Annotated in this window: 19 protein-coding genes, 2 tRNA genes and 1 other RNA gene; 12 read left to right on the forward strand and 10 right to left on the reverse strand. The window is 55.5% G+C overall.

Translation table 11 applies throughout. From position 1 onward, the window contains the following. The first annotated feature begins 1 nt into the window (after window position 1). Genes mnmH through L085_RS15070 form a run of 3 tightly spaced genes read left to right on the forward strand, consistent with a single transcriptional unit; the run spans window position 2 to window position 3329 of the window. A complete protein-coding gene (gene mnmH / locus L085_RS15060; RefSeq protein ID WP_044032057.1) occupies window positions 2-1111 on the forward strand; it encodes a tRNA 2-selenouridine(34) synthase MnmH in 1110 nt (369 codons plus the stop codon). Continuing rightward, window positions 1111-3036: a DNA topoisomerase III gene (locus tag L085_RS15065; RefSeq protein ID WP_004932196.1), complete on the forward strand. Its 1926-nt coding sequence runs from the start codon at window positions 1111-1113 to the stop codon at window positions 3034-3036. The genes mnmH and L085_RS15065 overlap by 1 nt, the downstream gene beginning before the upstream one ends. Continuing rightward, on the forward strand, window positions 3033-3329 hold the full coding sequence (locus L085_RS15070; protein WP_044031098.1) for a YnjH family protein: 297 nt from the start codon (window positions 3033-3035) through the stop codon (window positions 3327-3329). Before L085_RS15065 ends, L085_RS15070 begins: the two co-directional genes overlap by 4 nt. Window positions 3330-3350: 21 nt before the next feature. Here the strand turns inward: L085_RS15070 and L085_RS15075 are convergent, their stop codons facing one another. From L085_RS15075 to L085_RS15105, 8 genes are all read right to left on the reverse strand, one after another. After that, complete coding sequence (locus L085_RS15075) at window positions 3351-3752, reverse strand: pyrimidine (deoxy)nucleoside triphosphate diphosphatase (RefSeq protein ID WP_044031100.1); 402 nt, start codon at window positions 3750-3752, stop codon at window positions 3351-3353. A gap of 43 nt (window positions 3753-3795) precedes the next feature. After that, entirely contained in the window at window positions 3796-4602 is an 807-nt protein-coding gene (gene xthA, locus L085_RS15080) for an exodeoxyribonuclease III (RefSeq protein ID WP_004932192.1), read from the reverse strand. Between the two features lie 101 nt (window positions 4603-4703). Continuing rightward, a complete protein-coding gene (locus L085_RS15085) occupies window positions 4704-5276 on the reverse strand; it encodes a TIGR00730 family Rossman fold protein (protein WP_004932190.1) in 573 nt (190 codons plus the stop codon). A gap of 205 nt (window positions 5277-5481) precedes the next feature. After that, window positions 5482-5609, reverse strand: a non-coding RNA gene (locus tag L085_RS24780) — RtT sRNA. Between the two features lie 47 nt (window positions 5610-5656). Continuing rightward, window positions 5657-5741: transfer RNA gene (locus L085_RS15090), tRNA-Tyr, on the reverse strand. 189 nt (window positions 5742-5930) lie between these two features. Further along, a tRNA-Tyr gene (locus L085_RS15095) sits at window positions 5931-6015 on the reverse strand. Between the two features lie 175 nt (window positions 6016-6190). Next, window positions 6191-7039, reverse strand: coding sequence for a formyltetrahydrofolate deformylase (gene purU / locus L085_RS15100; protein WP_044031101.1), 849 nt, complete (start codon window positions 7037-7039; stop codon window positions 6191-6193). A gap of 68 nt (window positions 7040-7107) precedes the next feature. Continuing rightward, a complete protein-coding gene (locus L085_RS15105; RefSeq protein WP_016927486.1) occupies window positions 7108-7572 on the reverse strand; it encodes a YchJ family protein in 465 nt (154 codons plus the stop codon). A 118-nt stretch (window positions 7573-7690) separates the two neighbouring features. On the opposite strand from L085_RS15105, the gene rssA reads away from it, so the two are divergent. From rssA to L085_RS15130, 5 genes are all read left to right on the forward strand, one after another. Continuing rightward, complete coding sequence (rssA, locus tag L085_RS15110) at window positions 7691-8593, forward strand: patatin-like phospholipase RssA (RefSeq protein ID WP_015378095.1); 903 nt, start codon at window positions 7691-7693, stop codon at window positions 8591-8593. Window positions 8594-8696: 103 nt separating this feature from the next. After that, window positions 8697-9710 (forward strand): two-component system response regulator RssB, encoded by a 1014-nt coding sequence (gene rssB, locus L085_RS15115; RefSeq protein ID WP_044031102.1) that lies wholly within the window; start codon window positions 8697-8699, stop codon window positions 9708-9710. 213 nt (window positions 9711-9923) lie between these two features. Beyond that, complete coding sequence (gene galU, locus L085_RS15120) at window positions 9924-10841, forward strand: UTP--glucose-1-phosphate uridylyltransferase GalU (protein ID WP_015378094.1); 918 nt, start codon at window positions 9924-9926, stop codon at window positions 10839-10841. 40 nt (window positions 10842-10881) lie between these two features. Continuing rightward, window positions 10882-12225 carry a UDP-glucose/GDP-mannose dehydrogenase family protein gene (locus tag L085_RS15125; protein ID WP_004932175.1) on the forward strand — a complete coding sequence of 448 codons (1344 nt, stop codon included), beginning with the start codon at window positions 10882-10884 and terminating at the stop codon, window positions 12223-12225. A gap of 9 nt (window positions 12226-12234) precedes the next feature. Next, the gene (locus tag L085_RS15130; protein ID WP_015378092.1) at window positions 12235-13245 is read left to right on the forward strand and encodes an NAD-dependent epimerase; all 1011 of its coding nucleotides are present in this window, start codon (window positions 12235-12237) and stop codon (window positions 13243-13245) included. A gap of 186 nt (window positions 13246-13431) precedes the next feature. Here L085_RS15130 and hns read toward each other — a convergent pair whose 3' ends face one another. Continuing rightward, entirely contained in the window at window positions 13432-13839 is a 408-nt protein-coding gene (hns, locus tag L085_RS15135) for a histone-like nucleoid-structuring protein H-NS (RefSeq protein ID WP_004932170.1), read from the reverse strand. A 700-nt stretch (window positions 13840-14539) separates the two neighbouring features. Between hns and L085_RS15140 the strand changes: the two genes are divergently transcribed. Next, window positions 14540-15124 carry a thymidine kinase gene (locus L085_RS15140; RefSeq protein ID WP_015378091.1) on the forward strand — a complete coding sequence of 195 codons (585 nt, stop codon included), beginning with the start codon at window positions 14540-14542 and terminating at the stop codon, window positions 15122-15124. Window positions 15125-15243: 119 nt separating this feature from the next. Here the strand turns inward: L085_RS15140 and adhE are convergent, their stop codons facing one another. After that, window positions 15244-17916 (reverse strand): bifunctional acetaldehyde-CoA/alcohol dehydrogenase, encoded by a 2673-nt coding sequence (gene adhE / locus L085_RS15145; RefSeq protein WP_044031103.1) that lies wholly within the window; start codon window positions 17914-17916, stop codon window positions 15244-15246. Between the two features lie 531 nt (window positions 17917-18447). On the opposite strand from adhE, the gene L085_RS15150 reads away from it, so the two are divergent. From L085_RS15150 to oppA, 3 genes are all read left to right on the forward strand, one after another. After that, window positions 18448-19092 carry a YchE family NAAT transporter gene (locus L085_RS15150; RefSeq protein ID WP_015378089.1) on the forward strand — a complete coding sequence of 215 codons (645 nt, stop codon included), beginning with the start codon at window positions 18448-18450 and terminating at the stop codon, window positions 19090-19092. A 695-nt stretch (window positions 19093-19787) separates the two neighbouring features. Next, window positions 19788-21425 (forward strand): ABC transporter substrate-binding protein, encoded by a 1638-nt coding sequence (locus L085_RS15155; RefSeq protein WP_044031104.1) that lies wholly within the window; start codon window positions 19788-19790, stop codon window positions 21423-21425. A 149-nt stretch (window positions 21426-21574) separates the two neighbouring features. Then, a complete protein-coding gene (oppA, locus tag L085_RS15160) occupies window positions 21575-23212 on the forward strand; it encodes an oligopeptide ABC transporter substrate-binding protein OppA (protein ID WP_044031105.1) in 1638 nt (545 codons plus the stop codon). The last annotated feature ends 26 nt before the right edge of the window (window positions 23213-23238 follow it).

A 23238-nucleotide genomic window follows, 5' to 3' on the forward strand; every position in this document is an offset into this window, starting at 1 on the left:
GATGCAAGGCAGGCCGGACAGCGACGATTACCAACGCATTTTCCTGCAGGACGTGCCGCTGATTGACGTGCGTGCGCCGATCGAGTTTCAGCAAGGCGCCTTCGCTCAGGCGTTGAACCTGCCGCTGATGGTTGACAGCGAGCGGCAGGCGGTGGGCACCTGCTATAAACAGCATGGTCAGCAAGCGGCGATTGCGCTCGGCCACAGCCTGGTGAACGGCAAACTGCGCGAACAGCGCACCGCCGCCTGGCTGGCGGCCTGTGCGCAGCGACCCGAAGGTTATATTTACTGCTTCCGTGGCGGGCTGCGCTCACAGCTGGTGCAGCAATGGCTGCATGAGGCCGGCGTCGAGTACCCGCGTATCACTGGCGGTTATAAGGCTTTGCGCAATTATCTGCTCGGCGTGTTGGCACAAAGCGCGGCATTGCCGATGGTCCTGGTGGGCGGCAATACCGGCAGCGGCAAGACGCTGTTGGTCAACGAACTGGCCGACGGCGTCGATCTGGAAGGCGCGGCGCGCCATCGCGGTTCATCTTTTGGCCGAACGCTGGCGGGGCAAAGCTCACAGATCGATTTTGAGAATCGTCTGGCTGTGTTATTGCTGAAAAAACAGCATGGTGGCAGCCGCCGTTGGGTGCTGGAAGACGAAGGGCGGATCATCGGCAGCAACAATCTGCCGTTGCCGTTGTTCAACGGCATGCAGCAGGCGCCGGTGGCGGTGATCGACGATCCGTTTGATATTCGCCTGGCACGCCTGCAGGCCGAATATATCGACGGGATGCGCGAACAGTTCGAACAGGCCTATGGCGTGGAAGAAGGCTGGCGGCAGTACGACGACTATCTGCATCACGGCCTGTTCGCCATTCGCCGCCGGTTGGGCCTGGAACGCTTCCAGCAGCTGACGCAGCGGCTGGAAGCGGCGCTGCGGGCACAGCGGCTCAGCGGCCAGGGCGAGGCGCACCGCGAGTGGCTGGCGCCCCTGTTGCAGCAGTACTACGATCCGATGTATTGCTATCAGTTGGAAAAGAAAGCCCAGCGGATCGTCTTCCGTGGGAACTATGCAGAAGTAAGAGAATTCTTGATGACGTTCAGCCAGAAAAACGGTGAATAATGCGACTGTTCATAGCCGAGAAACCGAGTTTGGCGCGCGCCATTGCCGACGTATTGCCCAAGCCGCATCGCCGCGGCGACGGTTATATCGCCTGTGGCAACAACGACGTGGTGACCTGGTGCGTCGGCCACCTGTTGGAGCAGGCCCAGCCTGACGCCTATGACAGCCGCTATGCGCGCTGGTCGTTGGCAGACCTGCCGATAATTCCCGAAAAATGGCGGTTGCAGCCGCGGCCTTCGGTCAGCAAACAGCTCAACGCCATTAAAAAGTTGCTGCTCGAAGCCGATGAAGTGGTTCACGCCGGCGACCCGGATCGCGAAGGGCAACTGCTGGTGGATGAGGTGCTGGACTACCTGGATTTGACGGCGGAAAAGCGCCAGAACGTGCGCCGCTGTCTGATCAACGATCTCAACCCGCAGGCGGTGGAGCGCGCGGTTGAACGCCTGCGCGACAACCGTGACTTCATCCCGCTGTGCGTGTCTGCGCTGGCGCGTTCGCGCGCCGACTGGCTGTACGGCATCAATATGACCCGCGCCTACACGCTGCTGGGCCGCAACGCCGGTTACGACGGCGTGCTGTCGGTAGGCAGGGTGCAGACGCCGGTGCTCGGATTGGTGGTACGGCGTGATGAAGAGATCGAAAACTTCGTGCCAAAAGACTTCTTTGAGGTCAAGGCGCACATCGTTACGCCGAAAGAAGAGCGTTTCGTGGCGCTGTGGCAGCCCAGCGAGTCGTGCGAGCCTTATCAGGACGAAGAGGGGCGTTTGCTGCACCGGCCGTTGGCGGAGCACGTGGTCAAGCGCATCGAGGGCCAGCCGGCGCTGGTCACGTCCTATAACGATAAACGGGAATCAGATACCGCGCCGCTGCCGTTTTCGCTCTCCACGCTGCAAATCGAAGCGGCCCGGCGTTATAACCTCAGCGCGCAACAGGTGCTGGACGTTTGCCAGCGGCTGTACGAAACCCACAAGTTGATTACCTATCCGCGTTCCGACTGTCGCTACCTGCCGGAAGAGCATTTCGCCGGCCGCCACGCGGTGCTGAACGCCATCAGCGTGCACCAGCCCGAGCTGTATCCGCAGCCGGTGATCGACAGCGATCGCCGCAACCGCTGCTGGGACGATAAAAAAGTCGATGCGCACCACGCTATCATTCCCACCGCCCGCGCCGGCAAGATTAATCTGACGCAGGATGAGCGGAACGTGTATGGGCTGGTGGCGCGCCAGTATCTGATGCAGTTTTGTCCGGATGCGGTATTCCGCAAATGCGTGATTGAGCTGGATATCGCCGGCGGCAAATTTATCGCCAAGGCGCGTTTCCTGGCGGAAGCCGGCTGGCGTACGCTGCTGGGCAGCAAGGAGCGCGACGAAGAAAACGAAGGCGCACCGCTGCCGGTGGTGGCTAAAGATGATGAGCTGCTGTGTGAGCGCGGTGAGGTGGTGGAGCGCCAGACGCAGCCGCCGCGGCCGTTTACCGACGCCAGTCTGTTGTCGGCCATGACCGGCATCGCGCGCTTCGTACAAGATAAAGCGCTAAAGAAAATCCTGCGGGCGACCGATGGTTTAGGTACGGAAGCGACGCGAGCGGGGATCATCGAATTGCTGTTCAAACGGGCGTTTCTGTACAAGAAGGGACGCTATATTCACTCCAGCGAAACCGGGCGCGCGTTGATTCACTCGCTGCCGGATCTTGCTGCGCGTCCTGATATGACGGCCAACTGGGAGGCCACGCTGACGCAAATCAGCGAGAAATCCTGCCGTTATCAGGACTTTATGCAGCCGTTGGTCGGCACGCTGCAAGAGCTGATTTATCAGGCTAAGCAGAGCCGGGCGAGCATGGCGTTTCGTGGGTTGCCGCCGCCGCCTTCCAGCGGAGGCAAAAAACGCAGGAAAAGCGCCGGCAAGGCGCAGGAGAAGAGTGAATGAAGCACGGACTCAATGGGATGCTGGCTGCCGCTGCCCTGGCGTACTGCGGCCTGGCGGCCGCCAACCGGGGCGATGTGGACGTGGTGCTACCGGTTTCGCCGGAGATCTGGGGCGCGGCCAAAAGCGGCGACAATCCGCCGCCGGCTCAGCCCTGCAGCCGTTGTTGCGTCTACCAGAATCAGAACTATTCCGAGGGGGCGGTGCTCAAAGTCGAAGGGGAAGTGCTGCAGTGCGTGCGTGAGCCTAATACTATCGGCACCAACCCCTTGATTTGGGTACGATTAAAGAAGTGACGATGTAACCTGTCACCGCGCTCAGCGCGCCTCGCCTTGCGCGGCGAGATAATCCGCCAGCAGTGGAACGTCAGCGGGCGCCAGGGGGTATTCCTGCGCCTGTTGCGGTGTGACCCAGACCAGCGCCGAATGGCAGCGCTGTTGCAGTTCACCGGAGAACTCCGCGACTCGCCAGGCATGCAGTCGGATGATGCGTTCGCCTTGCCGCCACTGGTTGCTGCCCACATAGTTGCCGATACGGGCGCTAATCCCCAATTCTTCATCCAGCTCGCGCGTCAGCGCCTGCGGTTGGCTTTCGCCGGTTTCTACCTTGCCGCCGGGAAACTCCCACAGGCCGGCTTGATCGCTGCCTGCGCCGCGCTGGGCCAGCAAAATACGCCCATTTTGTTCCAGAATGGCGGCTACTACGTCGATAATTTTCATCGGCTTCACAGAATAAAACCCCGGCGAGCGCCGGGGGATGGGGTTACAGCGTGAATTCCGCCCAGACCGGCGCATGGTCGGAAGGTTTCTCCATGCCGCGGGTTTGGTAATCAATGCCGGTGGCGATGCAGCGCGAAGCCAGCGGGGTGCTGGCCAGCAGCAGATCGATACGCAGCCCGCGATTGTCGTCGAACCCTTTGGAGCGGTAGTCGAACCATGAAAACTCGTCGTTGCGCCCCGGGTTGGCGTGGCGGTAGGTATCGACCAGGCCCCAGTTCAGCAGGCGGTCCATCCATTCACGCTCTTCCGGCAGGAAGGAGCATTTACCGGTGCGCAGCCAGCGTTTGCGGTTGTCTTCGCCGATGCCGATATCGTAATCGCTGGGGCTGATATTCATGTCGCCCATGATCAGCACCGGGGATTCCGCCGACAGCTGCTGCTCCAGGTAGTTTTGCAGATCCTGATAAAAGCGTGTTTTAGCCGGGAATTTGATCGGATGGTCGCGGCTTTCACCTTGCGGGAAGTAGCCGTTGATCACCGTCAGCGTGCCCTGCGGCGTAGCCAGATCGGCCATGATGATGCGACGCTGCGCGTCTTCTTCATCGGTTGGGAAACCGCGGCGCACGGCCAGGGGCTCCGCTTTGGTCAGCAGCGCCACGCCGTAATGGCCTTTTTGCCCGTGATAGAACACGTGATAGCCGTGCTGGCTGACTTCTTCCAATGGGAACATGTCATCGTGAACTTTGGTTTCCTGCAGACCGATCACGTCGGGCTGGTGCTGTTCGATAATTGCCGCCAGCTGATGCGGACGCGCGCGCAGTCCATTGATATTAAAAGAGACAAACTTCATGAGCGGTGCCGTTTTCACGAGAAAAATGTGCTGTGATAGTAGCAGAGTTTGGCGGGAAATGTAACGCAGACAGCGGCAGGACCGCTGACTGCGCAGCGGGTTTATTTCGCCCAGCGGTCGTAATTTTTAGGTTGATAGTCGTCAAACTGTTGCAGCAGCGTCTGTGCCGATTCGCTGATGTGAAGGGTGCCGAGATAGTCGTGACGCATAAAGCCCTGATCGGCGACGTGCTCGAGGAACTGGCTCAGCGGGCGGTAGAATCCGTTGACGTTCAGCAGGCCGACCGGCTTGTTGTGATAGCCGATTTGCCCCCAGGTCCAGATTTCAAACAGCTCTTCCAGCGTGCCGATGCCGCCGGGCAGGGCGATAAAACTGTCCGCCAGCGCTGCCATACGGGCTTTGCGCGTATGCATGTCTGGCACCACTTCCAATTCAGTCAGGCCACGATGCGCCGTTTCCGCTTCAACCAGGCGTTCGGGGATAATGCCGACCGCTTCACCGCCTGCGGCCAACACCGCGTCCGCCACGATCCCCATCAATCCTTTTTTGCCGCCGCCATAGATTAAACGGCGCCCCTGTGCGGCCAGCAGTTGCCCCAGTTGACGAGCCTGCTCGGCATAAGCGGGATTGACGCCTTCGCTGGCGCCACAAAAAACGCAAATATTGTTTCGCATCCACCTGTTCCTTACTGCACTAAAGAAGCCAGTGGTATAGCGAATTGTCGGCCGGAGTTCAAGTTACGGCTGGGAGTGAGGAACAAAACGGCTGGATGAAAGCGGTTAATAAGGGGAGATAACTTGATTTATTGATACGAGAACATTGGATGCACGTGTTGGATGCGATGTGCTTTAAGTGGGTTTTGGGATTTTCTGCAAGAGATGGTGGTGGGGGAAGGATGATTCGTCGCTGCGCGACTCACCCTGCGGGCCGCGCTGAAGCGCGTTGTCTCACTGCGTGAGACTCGAACCTTGGTCGAAGCTTCTCATCCTTCCCCAATGCGGAGCATTATGAGGCGATGTGCTTGTAATTCGGTTGGGGGATTTTCTGCAAAAGATGGTGGTGGGGGAAGGATTCGAACCTTCGAAGTCAGTGACGGCAGATTTACAGTCTGCTCCCTTTGGCCGCTCGGGAACCCCACCATGGTATTCATGGATTTGCTGATTTTTTAAGGAAAGGGCTAAATTCCTATTGTGCGCTTCTAAGGATTACCGCGCTAAAGCGCGTTGTCTCGCTGCGCTCGGCTCGAACCTTGTCGAAGCTTCTCATCCTCCCCCTCGGCGTCTAATGATATTTCAGCTTTCGCTTCAAGTTCATCAACAGAGAGAAGATGGTGGTGGGGGAAGGATTCGAACCTTCGAAGTCAGTGACGGCAGATTTACAGTCTGCTCCCTTTGGCCGCTCGGGAACCCCACCATATACATGGCTATTTAACTGGCCTTGCTTGCGAGAGCGCTGTCTCGGTAAGCGGGGCGCATCATATCAAATGAAGCGGATGTGTAAAGCATTGAAATGCAGAAAATGAATCGTTTGCCGTTTTTTTATTCTTGGCGGTGCATCCCTGAACGAAATGCACCGATTTATTGAACGATTACAGAATAACGGTGCGATTGCCGTAGACGAAGACGCGCTGCGCCAACACCTGATACAGGGCTCGGCTGAGCACGTTTTTCTCCACGTCGCGGCCGGCGCGCATCATATCCTCGGCGGAATAGGTGTGATCGACGTGGATCACGTCCTGCATGATGATCGGGCCTTCGTCGAGATTGTCGTTAACGTAATGGGCAGTGGCGCCGATGATTTTTACCCCGCGCTCGTAGGCCTGGTGATAAGGTCGTGCGCCGATAAACGCCGGCAGGAACGAATGGTGAATGTTGATTACCTGATTCGGATAATGTTGCACGAAGGCCGGGGTCAGCACGCGCATATATTTGGCCAGCACCACGTAATCCGGCTGATATTGATCGATCTTGGCCGTCATTTCGCGGTCGTGCTGTTCGCGCGTCAAGCCTTCGTGGCTCACCAGATGGAAAGGAATATCGAAACGCACCACCAGCGTTTGCAGCGTGTCGTGGTTGCCGATTACGGCGGCGATCTCAACATCGAGGCCGCCATAGGCGCTTTTCATCAACAGATCGCCCAGGCAGTGCGCCTCTTTGGTGACCAGCACCACGATGCGCCGGCGCCCGGTGCTGTGCAGTTCACGCAGTGAACCTTCCGGCAGGGCGCTGTCCAGATCGGCCAGCAGCGTGTTGTCGTTGAAAATGCCTTCCAGTTCGGTGCGCATGAAGAAACGCCCGGTGCGGTGATCGACGAACTCATTGTTCTGGACGATATTGAGTTCGTGCTTGTAACAGATGTTGGTGATCTTGGCGATCAGCCCTTTGGCGTCCGGGCAGATGGTGCGTAACACTTTCCGTTGTACATTTTGGTGTGGCATGGGTTTGAGGATCCTGTCTGATACTGAATGGCCTGTCTGCGCAGGCGTAAACGTGAAGCGCCGGCCGGTTAGCGCCCGCAGCACTTCTTGTATTTTTTCCCTGAGCCACAGGGACACATCGCATTTCGGCCGGGCTGGGGTTTGGTGCCGTCGATATAATACCAACGTTGATCGCGACGAAGGAAGCGCGAGCGCTCATGCATCGCCTGCGGCTCGCCGCTTTCGCCATCGGTGAAACGGGCGATGAATTCGACGAAGCCTTCATCCGGCTCATGACCGGCTTTCTCTTCCACGATCGTCAGGCCCAGCCACTCGGTATTCTTAAAACTGTCGACGATGGCATTGCGCCACGCTTCGGCGCCGCAGTCGGGGTGCCAGGTGGCGATCAGATAGTCGACGTTATGATTCACGTAGGCGGTGAAGCGTGAACGCATCAGTTGGCCGGGCGTCGGCGCCGGTTGACTGCCGCTGATAAAAGGGGCGCAGCACGCGTTATACGCCAGTCCGCTGCCGCATGGGCATGATTCGGGCAAAATGACTCCTGAGAAAACGAGGCTGAAAATGAATTTAGCGCATATGTTACCTAACAATATTCGTCAGTGACAATCTACCCTGAAAGCAGAGAACACCGTTTACCGAGAGGATGACGCGATGCGGCAAATCAAGATCGGACTGGCGCTGGGAGCGGGCTCGGCTAAAGGCTGGGCGCACATCGGCGTGATCAATGCGTTAAAGAAGCTGGGGATTGAGGTCGATATCGTTGCCGGCTGCTCTGTCGGCGCGTTGGTGGGCGCCGCGTTCGCCAGCCATCGCCTGCCGGCGATGGAGCAGTGGGTGCGATCGTTCAGCTATTGGGACGTGATTCGCCTGATGGATTTTTCCTGGCAGCGCGGCGGCCTGTTGCGCGGCGAGCGGGTGTTTAACGCCGTTGGACAGCTGCTGAAGATCAATGATATCGCCGATTGTGCGTTGAAGTTCGGTGCCGTGACGACCAATCTCAGTACCGGCCGTGAGCTGTGGCTGACCGAAGGCGATATTCATCAGGCGATACGCGCCTCCTGCAGCATGCCCGGCCTGTTGGCGCCGGTATGGGCCGACGGCTATTGGCTGGTGGATGGCGCGGTGGTCAATCCGGTGCCGGTGTCGCTTTGCCGCGCCATGGGCGCCGATATCGTCATTGCGGTCGATCTGCAGCATGACGCGCACCTGATGCAGCAGGATCTGTTCTCGATACGTATCGAGGAAGAAAGCCCGGACGATGCGCCTGCGGCTACCTGGCGCGGGCGTCTGCGGGAACGCGTCGGCAGAATGCGCAAGCGCAAACCGGCTACGGCGCCGACGGCGATGGAGATTATGAGCACATCGATTCAAATGCTGGAGAATCGCCTGAAGCGCAACCGGATGGCGAGCGATCCGCCGGATGTCTTGATCCAGCCTTTTTGCCCGCAAATCTCAACGCTGGATTTCCACCGCGCCGATGAAGCGATCGAGGCGGGGTTGCTGGCGGTTGAAAAACAACTGGATCGGTTGTTGCCGTTGATAAAAAATAGATAATTCTCGGTTCTTGGTTGGCAATGCGCAGTTGGTCTGTTTCAGACGAGCATAAGTGACCTTTTTGAGCCACTATTACACTATGGAAAGGGACGAGGCTCGGCTGATGGCATTACCACTCACTCACAAGCGCATCTTGATCGTTGAGGACGAACAGGTTTTTCGTTCCGTGCTGGTCGGTTATCTGACCTCGCTGGGCGCTGAAACCGGCGAGGCGACCAACGGTTTACAGGCGCTGAGTGCCGTCGATGACTTCAAGCCGGATCTGATTCTGTGCGATCTCGCGATGCCGGAAATGGGCGGTATCGAATTCGTTGAACACCTGCGTTTGCAGGGGCTGCAGATCCCGGTGCTGGTGATCTCGGCCACCGACAAGATGGCGGACATCGCCAAGGTGCTGCGGTTGGGCGTGCAGGATGTGCTGCTCAAGCCGCTGACCGATCTCAATCGCCTGCGTGAAGCGGTGCTGGCGTGCTTATACCCCAATATGTTCACCTCCCAGGCGATTGAAGAGGTTGAACTGTTTCAGGATTGGGATGCGTTGAGCAAAAATCCTTCCGAAGCCGTCAAACTGCTTAAGCAACTGCAGCCGCCGGTACAGCAGAACATTGCGCATTGCCGGATCAACTATCGACAGTTAACCACCGGCGAAAATCCCGGCCTGGTGCTGGATATCGCCGCCTTGTCAGAAAAGGATCTGGCATTCTATTGTCTGGACGTCACGCGCGCCGGCGATAATGGCGTATTGGCGGCGCTGCTGTTGCGCGCATTATTTAATGGGCTGCTGCAGGACCATCTGGCTAATCAACAGCATCGTTTGCCGCAAATGTCGGCATTGTTAAAGCAGGTTAATCAATTATTGCGGCAGGGGAAATTGGACGGTCAATTCCCTCTGTTGTTGGGATATTATCACGCCGAAAATAAAAACCTGATTCTGGTTTCCGCCGGGCTGCATGCCAACGTCAATACCGGTGACAATCAAATCCAGCTGAGCAACGGCGTGCCACTGGGGACGCTGGGGGCTACCTACATGAATCAGATCAGCCAGCGTTGTACCGCCTGGCAATGTCAGGTATGGGGCAGCGGTGGCCGATTGCGACTGATGCTCAGCGCTGAATAGCAGGCAGCGATCGGCGCGATCTTAAGCTATTTACTTATCTGTAATTAAACCGTTTATTTATTCTCCGGATTATCCGAACGGGTAATAGTCCTAAATGTTTTCTATTTGTGTTCTGGTTAATGCTCGGCGCGCATAAGCTGGTATACTCCGAAGGTTTTTTTATATCGAGCCCACGCTCATAAAATGAGCGCTTTAGCTTTAAGAGAGGAAATAATGCCTGCTGTAAATCGCAAAGTCAGAAAAGCCGTGATCCCGGTTGCAGGCTTGGGTACGCGGATGTTGCCGGCCACCAAAGCCATTCCGAAAGAAATGCTGCCGCTGGTTGATAAACCTCTGATCCAATACGTCGTCAATGAGTGCATTGCGGCGGGGATTAACGAGATTGTGCTGGTCACCCACTCCTCCAAGAACTCGATCGAAAACCATTTTGATACCAGTTTCGAACTCGAAGCGATGCTGGAAAAACGCGTCAAGCGCCAATTGCTGGACGAAGTGCAGTCGATCTGCCCGAAAGGCGTTACCGTGATGCAGGTTCGTCAGGGTAATGCCAAAGGCCTGGGGCACGCGATTATGTGTGCCTACCCGATGGTGGGCGATGAACCGGTCGCGGTGGTGCTTCCGGACGTGATCCTCGACGAATACAGCGCCGATCCGAAAAAAGACAACCTGCACGAAATGCTGCAGCGCTTCGAAGCCACCGGCGTCAGCCAGATCATGGTTGAACCCGTGCCGCATAAGGATGTCGGAAACTACGGCGTAGCCGACTGTAAGGGCGTTGATTTGCAACCGGGCGAAAGCGCGCCGATGGTCAGCGTGGTTGAGAAACCGTCGCCGGATAAAGCCCCTTCCAACCTGGCGATTGTCGGTCGTTATGTGTTGTCCGCCGATATTTGGCCGCTGTTGGCGAAAACGCCTCCAGGCGCCGGCGATGAAATTCAGCTGACTGACAGCATCGAAATGCTGATGCAGCAGGAAACGGTGGAAGCGTATCACCTGAAAGGCGTGAGCCATGACTGCGGTAACAAACTGGGTTACATGCAGGCCTTCGTGGAGTACGGCATGCGTCATGCCAGCCTGGGCAAAGAGTTTTCTCAGTGGCTGCAACAGGTTGTTGCCGCTGACAAGAAGTAATTTGATCTTTCGTCTTAATTTGAAAAACTAGGATTTTCACATGAAAGTAACAGTTTTTGGTATTGGTTATGTGGGGCTGGTACAGGCCGCCGTGCTGGCTGAAGTTGGCCATGATGTTATGTGCATCGATGTTGACGAACGAAAAGTCGAGAACCTGAAAAAAGGGAATATCCCGATTTTTGAACCGGGCCTGACGCCGCTGGTACAGCAAAACTATGAGGCTGGGCGCCTGCATTTCACCACCGATGCCAAAGCGGGCGTGGCGCACGGGAATATCCAGTTTATCGCCGTCGGTACGCCGCCGGATGAAGACGGTTCCGCCGATCTGAAATATGTCACCGCGGTGGCGCGCACCATCGCCGAGCACATGACCGATCGCAAAGTGGTGATCGACAAATCTACCGTGCCGGTCGGTACGGCGGACAAAGTGCGTCAGGTGATGGCGGAAACGCTGGCAAAACGCGGCAGCAACGTGCCGTTCGACGTGGTGTCCAACCCTGAATTCCTGAAGGAAGGCGCTGCGGTGGCTGACTGCATGCGCCCTGAGCGCATCGTGATCGGCACCGATAATAAAGAGGTGATCGAGCCTATTCGCGAGCTGTACGAGCCGTTTAACCGCAATCACGATCGTATGATCATGATGGATATCCGCAGCGCGGAGCTGACCAAATATGCCGCCAACTGCATGCTGGCGACCAAAATCAGCTTTATGAATGAAATGTCCAACCTGGCGGAAATGTTGGGCGCGGACATTGAGAAAGTGCGTCAGGGCATCGGTTCCGATTCACGCATCGGTTATCACTTCATCTATCCTGGCTGTGGCTACGGTGGTTCTTGCTTCCCGAAAGATGTTCAGGCGCTGATCCGCACGGCGGAGCAGATCGGTTACCAACCGAAGCTGTTGCAGGCGGTAGAGCAGGTCAACTACCAACAAAAAGACAAGCTGAACAGCTTTATCAAAGACTATTTCGGCAGCGATTTGAAGGGCAAAACCTTCGCATTGTGGGGTCTGGCGTTCAAGCCGAATACCGATGACATGCGTGAAGCGTCCAGCCGTGTGCTGATGGAGCAGCTGTGGGCTGCCGGCGCCACCGTTCAGGCCTACGATCCGGAAGCGATGAACGAAGTTCAGCGCATCTATGGCCAGCGCGACGACTTGAAGCTGATGGGTACCAAAGAGGCTGCGTTGCACGGCGCCGATGCTCTGGTGATCTGCACCGAATGGCAGAATTTCCGCGCGCCGGACTTTGATGTGATCAAGGGCGCGTTGAAGCAGCCGGTGATCTTCGATGGACGTAACCTGTACGATCCTGAGCGTTTGGCGAATCGCGGCTTTACCTACTATGCGATTGGCCGCGGTGCCTCGATTAAACCGGTTATTTAAGGAGTGGGCATGAAATTCCTGGTTACAGGCGCCGCAGGGTTTATTGGTTATCACGTTGCAGAGCGTTTGTTGACCGCCGGGCATCAGGTTGTCGGCATCGATAACCTGAATGACTATTATGACGTGGGCCTGAAAATGGCCCGTCTGGACAGACTGGCGGATAAGCCGGGATTCCGCTTCATCAAGTTGGATTTGGCCGATCGTGAAGGCATGGCGACATTGTTCGCCGAGCATCAGTTCCAACGAGTCATTCATTTGGGTGCCCAAGCCGGCGTGCGTTACTCGCTGGTCAACCCGTTGGCTTATGCGGACGCTAACCTGATCGGTCATTTGAACGTTCTGGAAGGCTGCCGTCATAATAAGGTCGAGCATTTACTTTACGCTTCCTCCAGTTCTGTTTATGGCCTCAATCGCAAGTTGCCGTTTGCTACCGAAGATTCGGTCGACCACCCTGTGTCACTGTATGCGGCAACCAAAAAAGCCAATGAGCTGATGTCACACAGTTACGCTCATTTATACGGTCTCCCGACGACGGGGCTACGCTTCTTTACCGTATATGGTCCCTGGGGGCGTCCGGATATGGCGCTGTTCAAGTTTACCAAGGCCATATTGGCGGGGGAGAGTATCGATGTATATAACCACGGTGAAATGCACCGTGACTTTACTTACATTGATGATATCACCGAGGCGATTGTGCGGCTGCAGGCGGTTATTCCGCAGGCAGATCCGTCATGGACCGTTGAACAGGGATCGCCGGCGACCAGTTCCGCGCCGTATCATGTTTATAATATCGGCAATAACACCCCCGTTAAACTGATGGAATATATCACGGCGTTGGAGCAGGCTTTGGGGCTAACTGCCCGCAAGAATATGTTGCCAATGCAACCTGGCGACGTGATGGATACCAGCGCGGATACCGCGGAGCTTTATCGTGACATTGGTTTTAAGCCGGAAACCAGCGTTGAAGAAGGGGTGAAGCGCTTTGTTGATTGGTATAAGGCATTCTACCAGGTTCAATAATTGAACGAGGGTATATGCGACAAAGGGGCCTTAGGGCCCTTTTTTATCGCTGGAACCTCACGCAAGGAACAAAATGCGAATTAGGATATTTACTAAAAGGAAAGGGATGAGGCAGGATCGCGGCGATAAGCTTTAAAATGAAAAGGCCCCCCGCAGGGAGCCTTTCAGATACGGGCCGAATCGCTATTACAGCAGGAAATCGTCCAGAGATTTACCTTGCTCTTCGATAGCTTTCTTAATCACCGCTGGAGTACGGCCTTGGCCGGTCCAGGTTTTCAATTCGCCGTTTTCGTCTTTATATTGGTATTTAGCAGGACGTGCTGCGCGTTTTGCTTTACCGGCAGCCTTGTTGGCAGCCATGGTTTGCAGCAGTTCATTCGGATCGATACCGTCAGCAATCAGCATTTCGCGGTATTGCTGCAGTTTACGGGTGCGTTCTTCGATTTCTGCTTGAGCCTGGCTGTCTTCTTCGCGACGTTCGTTCACAACAACTTCCAGTTTCTCGAGCATTTCTTCCAGCGTTTCCAGTGTGCATTCTCTTGCCTGGGCGCGCAGAGTGCGGATGTTGTTCAAAATCTTTAATGCTTCGCTCATTGTCCTAGTCTCAAATTATATTGGTGGGGGGCGTCTCGATAATAATAGAGCGCTATTTTCTTTTCTGCAATAGCCAAATTGACTTGAATACTCAAATTTACCTTTTAAAAATCCGTTAATCGGATCTGTCCGACTAATATAGGAAGGGCTGTTAACTATTACCCTTGTCGCACTTAAGTCAAAATTTCAGCAGGCATGCTTTAAAAGGCGCGTGTCGCAAGGCTTTCATCGATAAGTTATCGCCGTAATTTATATCAATATTACAATGGGTTCTGTGGGCTTAATCACGTCATGGCAAGGCAGACATTGTAAACAATAGGGGTATATAGGTAAAGATTGCGTCAGGAAACGTCGGGGACAGCGGAGGTGATTAAATGCCCTGTATTGGCCCCGTGTATAATAGACTGGCGCGCCGTTGCGGTTGCGGCACCCGCCGCGGCGAAAGGGTGATTATGCATTAATGGGCAAATGATCGCGGTTAACCATTAGCAAGAATTAATAGTGATGACAGGCATACATTATCCTGTAAATAGCTGTAAAAAGAACGGGCCGACAGAACGATATGTTTCGCTTGAAAGCGCATTATTACGGCGAACGCAATATTCGTTCGCTTTGGGCTGAGCCTGGGGGGCGGCTTATGGTACACTTACCGTCCTAATCGACATTTGAATATTTCTTATACCATCGGAGTTGCGGGGCCATGGCTCAACTTTATTTTTATTACTCTGCGATGAATGCCGGCAAGTCCACCGCGCTGCTACAGTCTTCATATAACTATCAAGAACGTGGTATGCGCACGCTGGTGTTCACTGCGGAGATCGATCACCGCTTTGGCGTAGGTAAGGTCAGCTCGCGCATCGGTTTATCCTCGCAGGCCCAGCTCTATAACAACGACTCGATGCTGTACGCCATGATTCAGCAAGAGCATCAACAGCAGCCGGTGCATTGTGTACTGCTGGATGAAAGCCAGTTCCTGACCAAGGCGCAGGTTGAGCAATTGTGTGATGTGGTGGACCAACTGGACATTCCCGTATTGTGCTACGGCCTGCGTACCGATTTTCTCGGTGAGCTGTTTACCGGCAGCCAATATTTGCTGGCCTGGGCCGATAAGCTGGTGGAATTGAAAACCATCTGTCACTGTGGGCGCAAAGCCAATATGGTGTTGCGGTTGGATGAAAACGGCCAGGCGATGCACGCCGGTGAGCAGGTGGTGATTGGCGGTAACGAGAGCTATGTCTCCGTCTGCCGCAAGCATTATAAAGAGGCGATTCACTCCCTGGAGTAGGGGAGAAAACGCCGCCAAAGCCCGCTGAGGCGTTTTGGCGGCGTGAGTCGAAATGCAGCGCCTCCGGCGCAATAAAAAACCCGCCGTTTGGCGGGTTTTTTTATCGGTTCACGAAACTGTTATTTCTTGGACTTCTTTACCGCGGCTTTGGCTGCAGCCGGAGCTGTCGCTTCCTCTTCGACTGTTTCGCTGAATTCGCGGCCGTAGAAGGTATCCAGCATGATTTGCTTCAGTTCGGCAATCAGCGGATAGCGTGGGTTGGCGCCGGTGCATTGGTCGTCGAACGCGTCTTCCGACAGCTTGTCGACTTTCGCCAGGAAGTCCGCCTCCTGCACACCCGCCTCACGGATGGAGGTTGGGATGCCCAGCTCGGTTTTCAGCTCGTCCAGCCAGGCCAGCAGTTTCTCAATCTTCTGCGCGGTGCGGTCGCCCGGTGCGCTCAGGCCGAGGTGGTCGGCGATTTCAGCGTAGCGGCGGCGCGCCTGAGGGCGGTCGTACTGGCTGAAGGCCGTCTGCTTGGTCGGGTTGTCGTTCGCGTTGTAGCGAATGACGTTGGAAATCAGCATCGCATTGGCCAGGCCGTGCGGAATGTGGAACTCCGAACCCAGTTTGTGCGCCATGGAGTGACAAACCCCGAGGAAGGCGTTGGCGAAAGCGATACCGGCGATGGTGGCGGCGTTGTGCACGCGTTCACGGGCAACCGGGTTTTTCGCGCCTTCTTTGTAGCTGGCCGGCAGATACTCTTTCAACAGTTTCAGCGCCTGCAGCGCCTGGCCGTCGGAGTATTCGTTCGCCAGCACTGACACGTAAGCTTCCAGCGCGTGGGTCACCGCATCCAGGCCACCGAAGGCGCACAGGGATTTCGGCATGTTCATCACCAGGTTGGCGTCGACAATCGCCATGTCCGGGGTCAGCGCATAGTCGGCCAGCGGGTATTTCTGCCCGGTGGCGTCGTCGGTCACGACCGCGAACGGCGTGACTTCTGAACCGGTACCTGAGGTTGTGGTGATGGCGATCATTTTCGCTTTCACGCCCATTTTCGGGAATTTGTAGATACGCTTGCGGATGTCCATGAAGCGCAGCGCCAGATCCTCGAAGTGGGTTTCAGGATGTTCGTACAGCACCCACATGATTTTCGCGGCGTCCATCGGCGAACCGCCGCCCAGCGCGATGATGACGTCCGGTTTGAAGGAGTTCATCTGCTCGGCGCCTTTACGCACGATGCTCAGCGTCGGATCGGCTTCCACTTCGAAGAACACTTCGGTTTCGATGCCGTGAGACTTCAGAACCTTGGTGATCTGGTCAGCATAGCCGTTGTTGAACAGGAAACGGTCGGTCACGATGAAGGCGCGTTTCGCCCCGTCGGTCGCCACTTCTTCCAGCGCGATAGGCAGCGAGCCACGGCGGAAGTAGATCGATTTCGGAAGTTTGTGCCACAACATGTTTTCTGCTCGCTTCGCTACAGTTTTCTTGTTGATCAGGTGTTTAGGTCCGACGTTTTCAGAGATGGAGTTGCCACCCCAGGAACCGCAACCCAGCGTCAGCGAAGGCGCGAGTTTGAAGTTGTACAGGTCGCCGATACCGCCCTGAGAAGCCGGGGTGTTGATCAGGATGCGAGCCGTTTTCATTTTATCGCCGAAGTAGGCGATGCGAGCCGTTTGGTTATCCTGGTCGGTGTACAGGCAGGAGGTGTGGCCGATACCGCCCATGGCGACCAGTTTTTCGGCTTTGGCGACCGCGTCTTCGAAGTCTTTGGCACGGTACATCGCCAGGGTAGGCGACAGTTTTTCATGTGCGAAAGGTTCGGACTCGTCGACCAGCTTCACTTCACCGATCAGCACTTTTGTGTTGGCCGGCACTTTGATACCTGCCATTTCGGCGATTTTCGGTGCGGATTGCCCGACGATGGCCGCATTTAGACCGCCGTTTTTCAGGATGATGTCCTGCACCGCTTTCAGTTCTTTACCCTGCAGCAGATAGCCGCCGTGGGAAGCGAAGCGTTCACGTACCGCATCATAGATAGCGTCAACGACGATGACTGACTGTTCGGAAGCGCAGATAACGCCGCTGTCGAAGGTTTTGGACATCAGGATAGAGGCGACCACGCGCTTGATGTCTGCGGTTTCGTCTACCACGACCGGCGTATTACCGGCGCCGACGCCGATGGCCGGTTTGCCGGAGCTGTAGGCGGCTTTCACCATGCCCGGGCCACCGGTGGCCAGGATCAGGTTGATGTCAGGGTGGTGCATCAGCTGGTTGGACAGCTCGACGGTAGGTTGGTCGATCCAACCTATGATGTCTTTCGGCGCGCCGGCGGCGATAGCGGCTTGCAGCACGATATCGGCGGCTTTATTGGTGGCATTCTTCGCACGCGGGTGCGGCGAGAAGATGATGCCGTTACGGGTTTTCAGGCTGATCAGCGCTTTGAAGATCGCGGTAGAAGTTGGGTTGGTGGTAGGGACGATACCGCAAATCAGGCCGATAGGTTCGGCGATGGTGATGGTACCGAAAGTGTCATCTTCAGACAGGATGCCACAGGTTTTTTCATCTTTATAGGCGTTGTAGATGTACTCGGAAGCGAAGTGGTTTTTGATCACTTTGTCTTCGACGATACCCATTCCGGATTCTTCCACGGCCATTTTGGCCAACGGGATACGGGCATCAGCAGCGGCGAGGGCGGCAGCGCGGAAGATTTTATCCACTTGCTCTTGAGTGAAGTTGGCATATTCGCGCTGGGCTTTTTTGACACGTGCGACAAGCTCGTTCAGTTCAGCGACATTCGTTACAGCCATAATGCTCTCCTGATAATGTTAAACTCTTTCAGTAAATAAGCCGTGCGAGCCACTAGTATAGTCATAACGGGAATAAACGGTGATTCGAATACCGGGGGTTTCCCGCGTTATTTCTTCGCATGCTGCTGATTTGCTTAAAGAGCTTTACCCTGCGCCAACCGGAGGGGCAGGCAGTGAAGAGAACGGAACCGGCTGGATTGCCACCGACTTTGTTCTACTCCCTGACTACGACTAAGAGCTTACCCACTGTTGGGTAGTTGATTTGTGATCTAAATCATGAAAAGTGCAAGCTGACACCTTTCAGCTTGACGGTGTTGAGAGTGATTATCAATAACTGTGATCGATGACTCTTTTTTCAACATAAAAAATCAAAAGGCCATACATCACTTTAACAAAGGGCATTTGTTTTGTTGCCTAACTTGCTGGTAGTCAAAAATGCTGCTCTGGCCGGATGGATTACCCGCGGCAATTCCATTACATTAGCGCGCATAGGCAGCACACCTTTTTATAGCACTTAACGCGGAGCCATCTGTGGGCCAATCTCTGTTGGATCTTTCCGGCTTTATCAAGTTCTTTGTCGGTCTGTTTGCGCTGGTCAACCCGGTGGGCATCTTGCCGGTGTTTATCAGCATGACCAGCTACCAGGCGGAAGCAGGGCGCAATAAAACCAACCTGACCGCCAACCTGTCGGTCGCCATTATTCTGTGGACATCGCTGTTCCTGGGCGAAGGGATCTTGCGGATGTTCGGCATCTCCATCGATTCGTTCCGCATCGCCGGCGGTATTCTGGTGGTGACCATCGCCATGTCGATGATCAGCGGCAAGCTGGGAGAAGACAAACAGAACAAACAGGAAAAATCGGAGAGCGCGATCCGCGAGAGCATCGGCGTGGTGCCGTTAGCGCTGCCGCTGATGGCGGGGCCGGGGGCGATCAGTTCCACCATCGTGTGGAGTTCCCGTTATCACAACTGGCAAAGCCTGCTCGGCTTTACGGTCGCGATCGCCTTGTTCGCCTTTTGCTGTTGGTTGTTGTTCCGCGCCGCGCCGCTGTTGGTGCGTTTGCTTGGGCAGACCGGCATCAACGTGATCACCCGTATCATGGGTCTGTTGCTGATGGCGCTAGGGATCGAGTTTATCGTTACCGGCATTAAGGCGATATTCCCCGGCCTGTTGTAATACCCTTTGTTTAGCCGCGCACCTTTCGCCTTGGCGCGGCTAAAATTAATTTTAAAGTTTAAATTATTTATTGGTTCGCATTATTATAGTGCACAGGATGAATAAAATTTATGCGGTTGCACTCTTATGTTGCATAAATCTCATGTTGCTGTGCAAAAAAAACGCTAAGCGTTATTTCAGACACTTTTCTTCCCCCATTTTCGCGCGTTTTGCCCCCGCTCAACGGTAAAGCTGTTGTTAAATTAATCACATCATTCTGTGGGGCTTGTCTCACTTTCATCCAGGTGTTATTAGTGATTAACCGACCATAGGCAGGTGTTTGTTCTTTGAATGCCTGGATTGTTAACTGAATGTTTCTTTGTGCGGTAATGAGATTGCGTTGATGGTTTCAAATGAAATGATTTCGTCTTTTTTTCTTTAAAATCATGGCGATGATTTTGTTTCTCCGCGTCCTCTATCTTGGGGGCCGGATCGGGCTTCGTGCGACAAAAGAGAATTGCTTAACATTTTCGTAAAATTTATTGGCTATGGAATTTGGCTTCTGCTAATTTCCGAGCAACTTTCCCGTGGTCAATTAACTGAAATGCGCCATAAAAACGGGAATGATTTTTGCTGGTATCCGTTTATTTAGAATTCTTATAAACACTTCACAAACTTCGATAAGCGATGTTTGTCGGTGAAAAGGAGCCTCGATTATGCAGCAAACCCTGAAGCGCACTTCTTTGACCTTGTTGATTAGCGGCGCGCTGAGCGTCGGCGCCATAAATAGCAGTTTGGCGGCGGAAGTGCCGGCCGGCGTTCAGTTGGCGCAGCAGCAGAATATTGTGATCAACAACGGCAGCGAAGTGGCTTCATTGGATCCGCATAAGGTCGAGGGCGTACCGGAAAGCAATATCATTCTTAACCTGCTGGAAGGGCTGGTGAGCACCGACGCCAACGGGCATGTGGTGCCGGCGGCGGCGGCGAGCTGGGCAAACCAGGATTATCGGCAATGGACCTTCCACCTGCGCCCCGGCGCGGTGTGGAGCGACGGCAGCCCGGTGACCGCGCAAGACTTCGTCTACAGCTGGCAGCGCCTGGCCGATCCGAAAATCGCCTCGCCCTATGCCAGCTACCTGCAGTACACCAAAGTCGACAATATCGACGATATCCTGACCGGTAAGAAGCCTCCACAGGCCCTCGGCGTCAAGGCGCTGGACGACCAGACGCTGCAGGTGACGCTGAGCGAACCGGTGCCGTATTTCATCAGCATGCTGAGCCACACGTCGCTCAAACCGGTAAAGCGCGCGGTAGTGGAGAAATTCGGCGACAAATGGACGTTGCCCGCCAACTACGTCGGCAACGGCGCTTACCGTCTGAAAGAGTGGGTGGTGAACGAGCGCATTGTGCTGGAGCGCAGCCCGAGCTACTGGAACAACAAGCAGACGGTGATCAATCAGGCGACCTTCCTGCCGATCGCTTCCGAAGTCAGCGACGTCAACCGCTTCCGCAGCGGCGAGATCGACATCACCAACAGCGCCATTCCGCCGTACCTGTACGTCAAAATGAAACGCGAAGTGCCCGAGCAACTGCACGTTAACCCTTATCTGTGCACTTTCTATTACGAACTCAATAACCAGCGGGCGCCGTTCACCGATCCGCGGGTGCGTGCGGCGGTGAAGATGACGCTGGATCGCGACATCATCGCCAACAAGATCATGGGCCAGGGGCAGATCCCGGCCTACAGTTTCACGCCAACCTTCACCGAAGGCGCCAACTTCACGCAGCCCGCCTGGGCCGGCTGGAGCCAGGAACAGCGCAACGCCGAAGCCAAGAAACTGCTGGCGGAAGCGGGTTACAGCGACGCCAAGCCGCTGAAGTTCTCGCTGCTGTACAACACCTCCGATCAAAACAAACAGCAGGCGATCGCCGCCGCGTCGATGTGGAAAAAGAACCTCGGCGCCGACGTCACGCTGCGCAATCAGGAGTGGAAGACCTCGCTGGAAAGCCGCCATCAGGGGCAATACGACGTGGCGCGCGCCACCTGGTGCGGGGATTACAACGAGCCCAGCGCGTTCCTGAACCTGGTGCTGTCCAACAGCAGCATCAATACCGTGTTTTATAAGAGCCCGGCGTTCGACGCCATCATGGCCGCCACCCTGAAGGCGCCGGATGAGGCCGCGCGCGCCGCGCTCTATCAGCAGGCAGAAGCGCAACTGGACAAAGACTCCGCGTTGATCCCGGTGTATTACCGCGTCAGCGCGCGGTTGATTAAGCCGACGGTTGGCGGGTTCACCGGCAAAGATCCGCTGGACTATACCGACGTTAAAAATCTGTACATCATCAAGCAGTAAAAGGGGTATTCCTCACGCTGAACCGCAGGGGAATATGGGGAAGGCCCGCCGCCGCATTCGTTCCGCAGCGGCGGGAAAACAGAGTCCGCTTACGGGCAACGCAGGCTCCACGAAGAGCCTGTGATAATAAAAAACTGGAGTCGATAAGTATGACCAACATCACGAAGAAAACCCTCATTGCCGCCGGCGTCATCGCCGCACTCGGCATCACAGCAACCACCTCCGCCTTCGCGGCCGACGTTCCTGCAGGCGTGCAACTGGCCGACAAGCAAGAAATCGTCAAAAACAACGGTTCCGAAGTGCAGTCGCTTGACCCGCATAAAATCGAGGGCGTGCCGGAAAACAACGTGACCCGCGATCTGATGGAAGGCCTGGCGAACAACAGCCCGGATGGTTCCATCGTGCCGGGCGTCGCGGAAAGCTGGGATAACAAGGATTTCAAAATCTGGACCTTCCACCTGCGCAAAGACGCCAAATGGTCCAACGGCAAGCCGGTGACGGCGCAAGATTTCGTCTACAGTTGGCAGCGCGTAGTGGATCCGAAAACCGCGTCGCCTTACGCCAGCTACCTGCAGTACGCCCATGTGGAAAACGTCGATGACATCATCGCCGGTAAAAAAGACAAGTCGACGCTGGGCGTGAAGGCCATCGACGACCACACTTTCCAGGTGACCCTGAGCGAGCCGGTGCCTTATCTGGTTGAAATGACCCCGCACTACGCCATGAAACCGGTCTATAAGGACGCGGTGGAGAAGTTTGGCGAGAAGTGGACGCTGCCGGCCAACTATGTCAGCAACGGCGCTTACAAACTGAAAGACTGGATTGTCAACGAACGCATCGTACTGGAACGTAACCCGGAATATTGGGATAACGCCAAAACCATCATCAATAAAGTGACGTTCCTGCCTATTTCGTCGGAAGTGACCGACGTTAACCGCTACCGCACCGGTGAAATCGACATGACCTACAACAACATGCCGATCGAACTGTTCCAGAAGTTGAAGAAAGAGATCCCGAAAGAGGTGCACGTCGATCCTTATCTGTGCACCTACTACTACGAAATCAACAACCAGAAAGCGCCGTTCACCGATGCGCGCGTGCGTGAAGCGCTGAAGCTGGGCATGGACCGCGACATTATCGTCAACAAGGTGAAAAACCAGGGCGATCTGCCGGCCTACAGCTTTACGCCGCCATACACCGACGGTGCCAAGCTGACCCCGCCGGAGTGGTTCGGCTGGACGCAGGAAAAACGCAACGAAGTGGCGAAGAAACTGCTGGCGGACGCCGGCTACGGCCCGGGTAAACCGCTGACCTTCTCCCTGCTGTACAACACCTCCGACTTGCACAAGAAGCTGGCGATCGCCGCAGCCTCCATCTGGAAGAAAAACCTGGGCGTGGACGTGAAGCTGGTGAACCAGGAGTGGAAAACCTTCCTGGATACCCGCCATCAGGGGACCTATGACGTGGCGCGCGCCGGCTGGTGTGCCGATTACAACGAGCCGAGTTCGTTCCTGAACATGATGCTGTCCGACAGCAGCAGTAACACCCCGCACTACAAGAGCGCCGAGTTCGACAAGCTGATGGCCAACGTGTTGACCGCGAAGACCAAAGACGAGCGCGCCGATCTGTATCAGAAAGCGGAAGTTCAGCTGGATAAAGATTCCGCCATCGTTCCGCTGTATTACTATGTGAACGCCCGTTTGGTGAAACCTTACGTCGGTGGCTACACCGGCAAAGACCCGCTTGATAACGTGTACGACAAAAACCTGTACATCATCAAGCATTGATACGGTAAGAGCCGGCGGCTTGGCCG

This window comes from Serratia sp. FS14 (assembly GCF_000695995.1).
In the GTDB taxonomy this organism is placed as follows: Bacteria; Pseudomonadota; Gammaproteobacteria; order Enterobacterales; family Enterobacteriaceae; genus Serratia; species Serratia nematodiphila.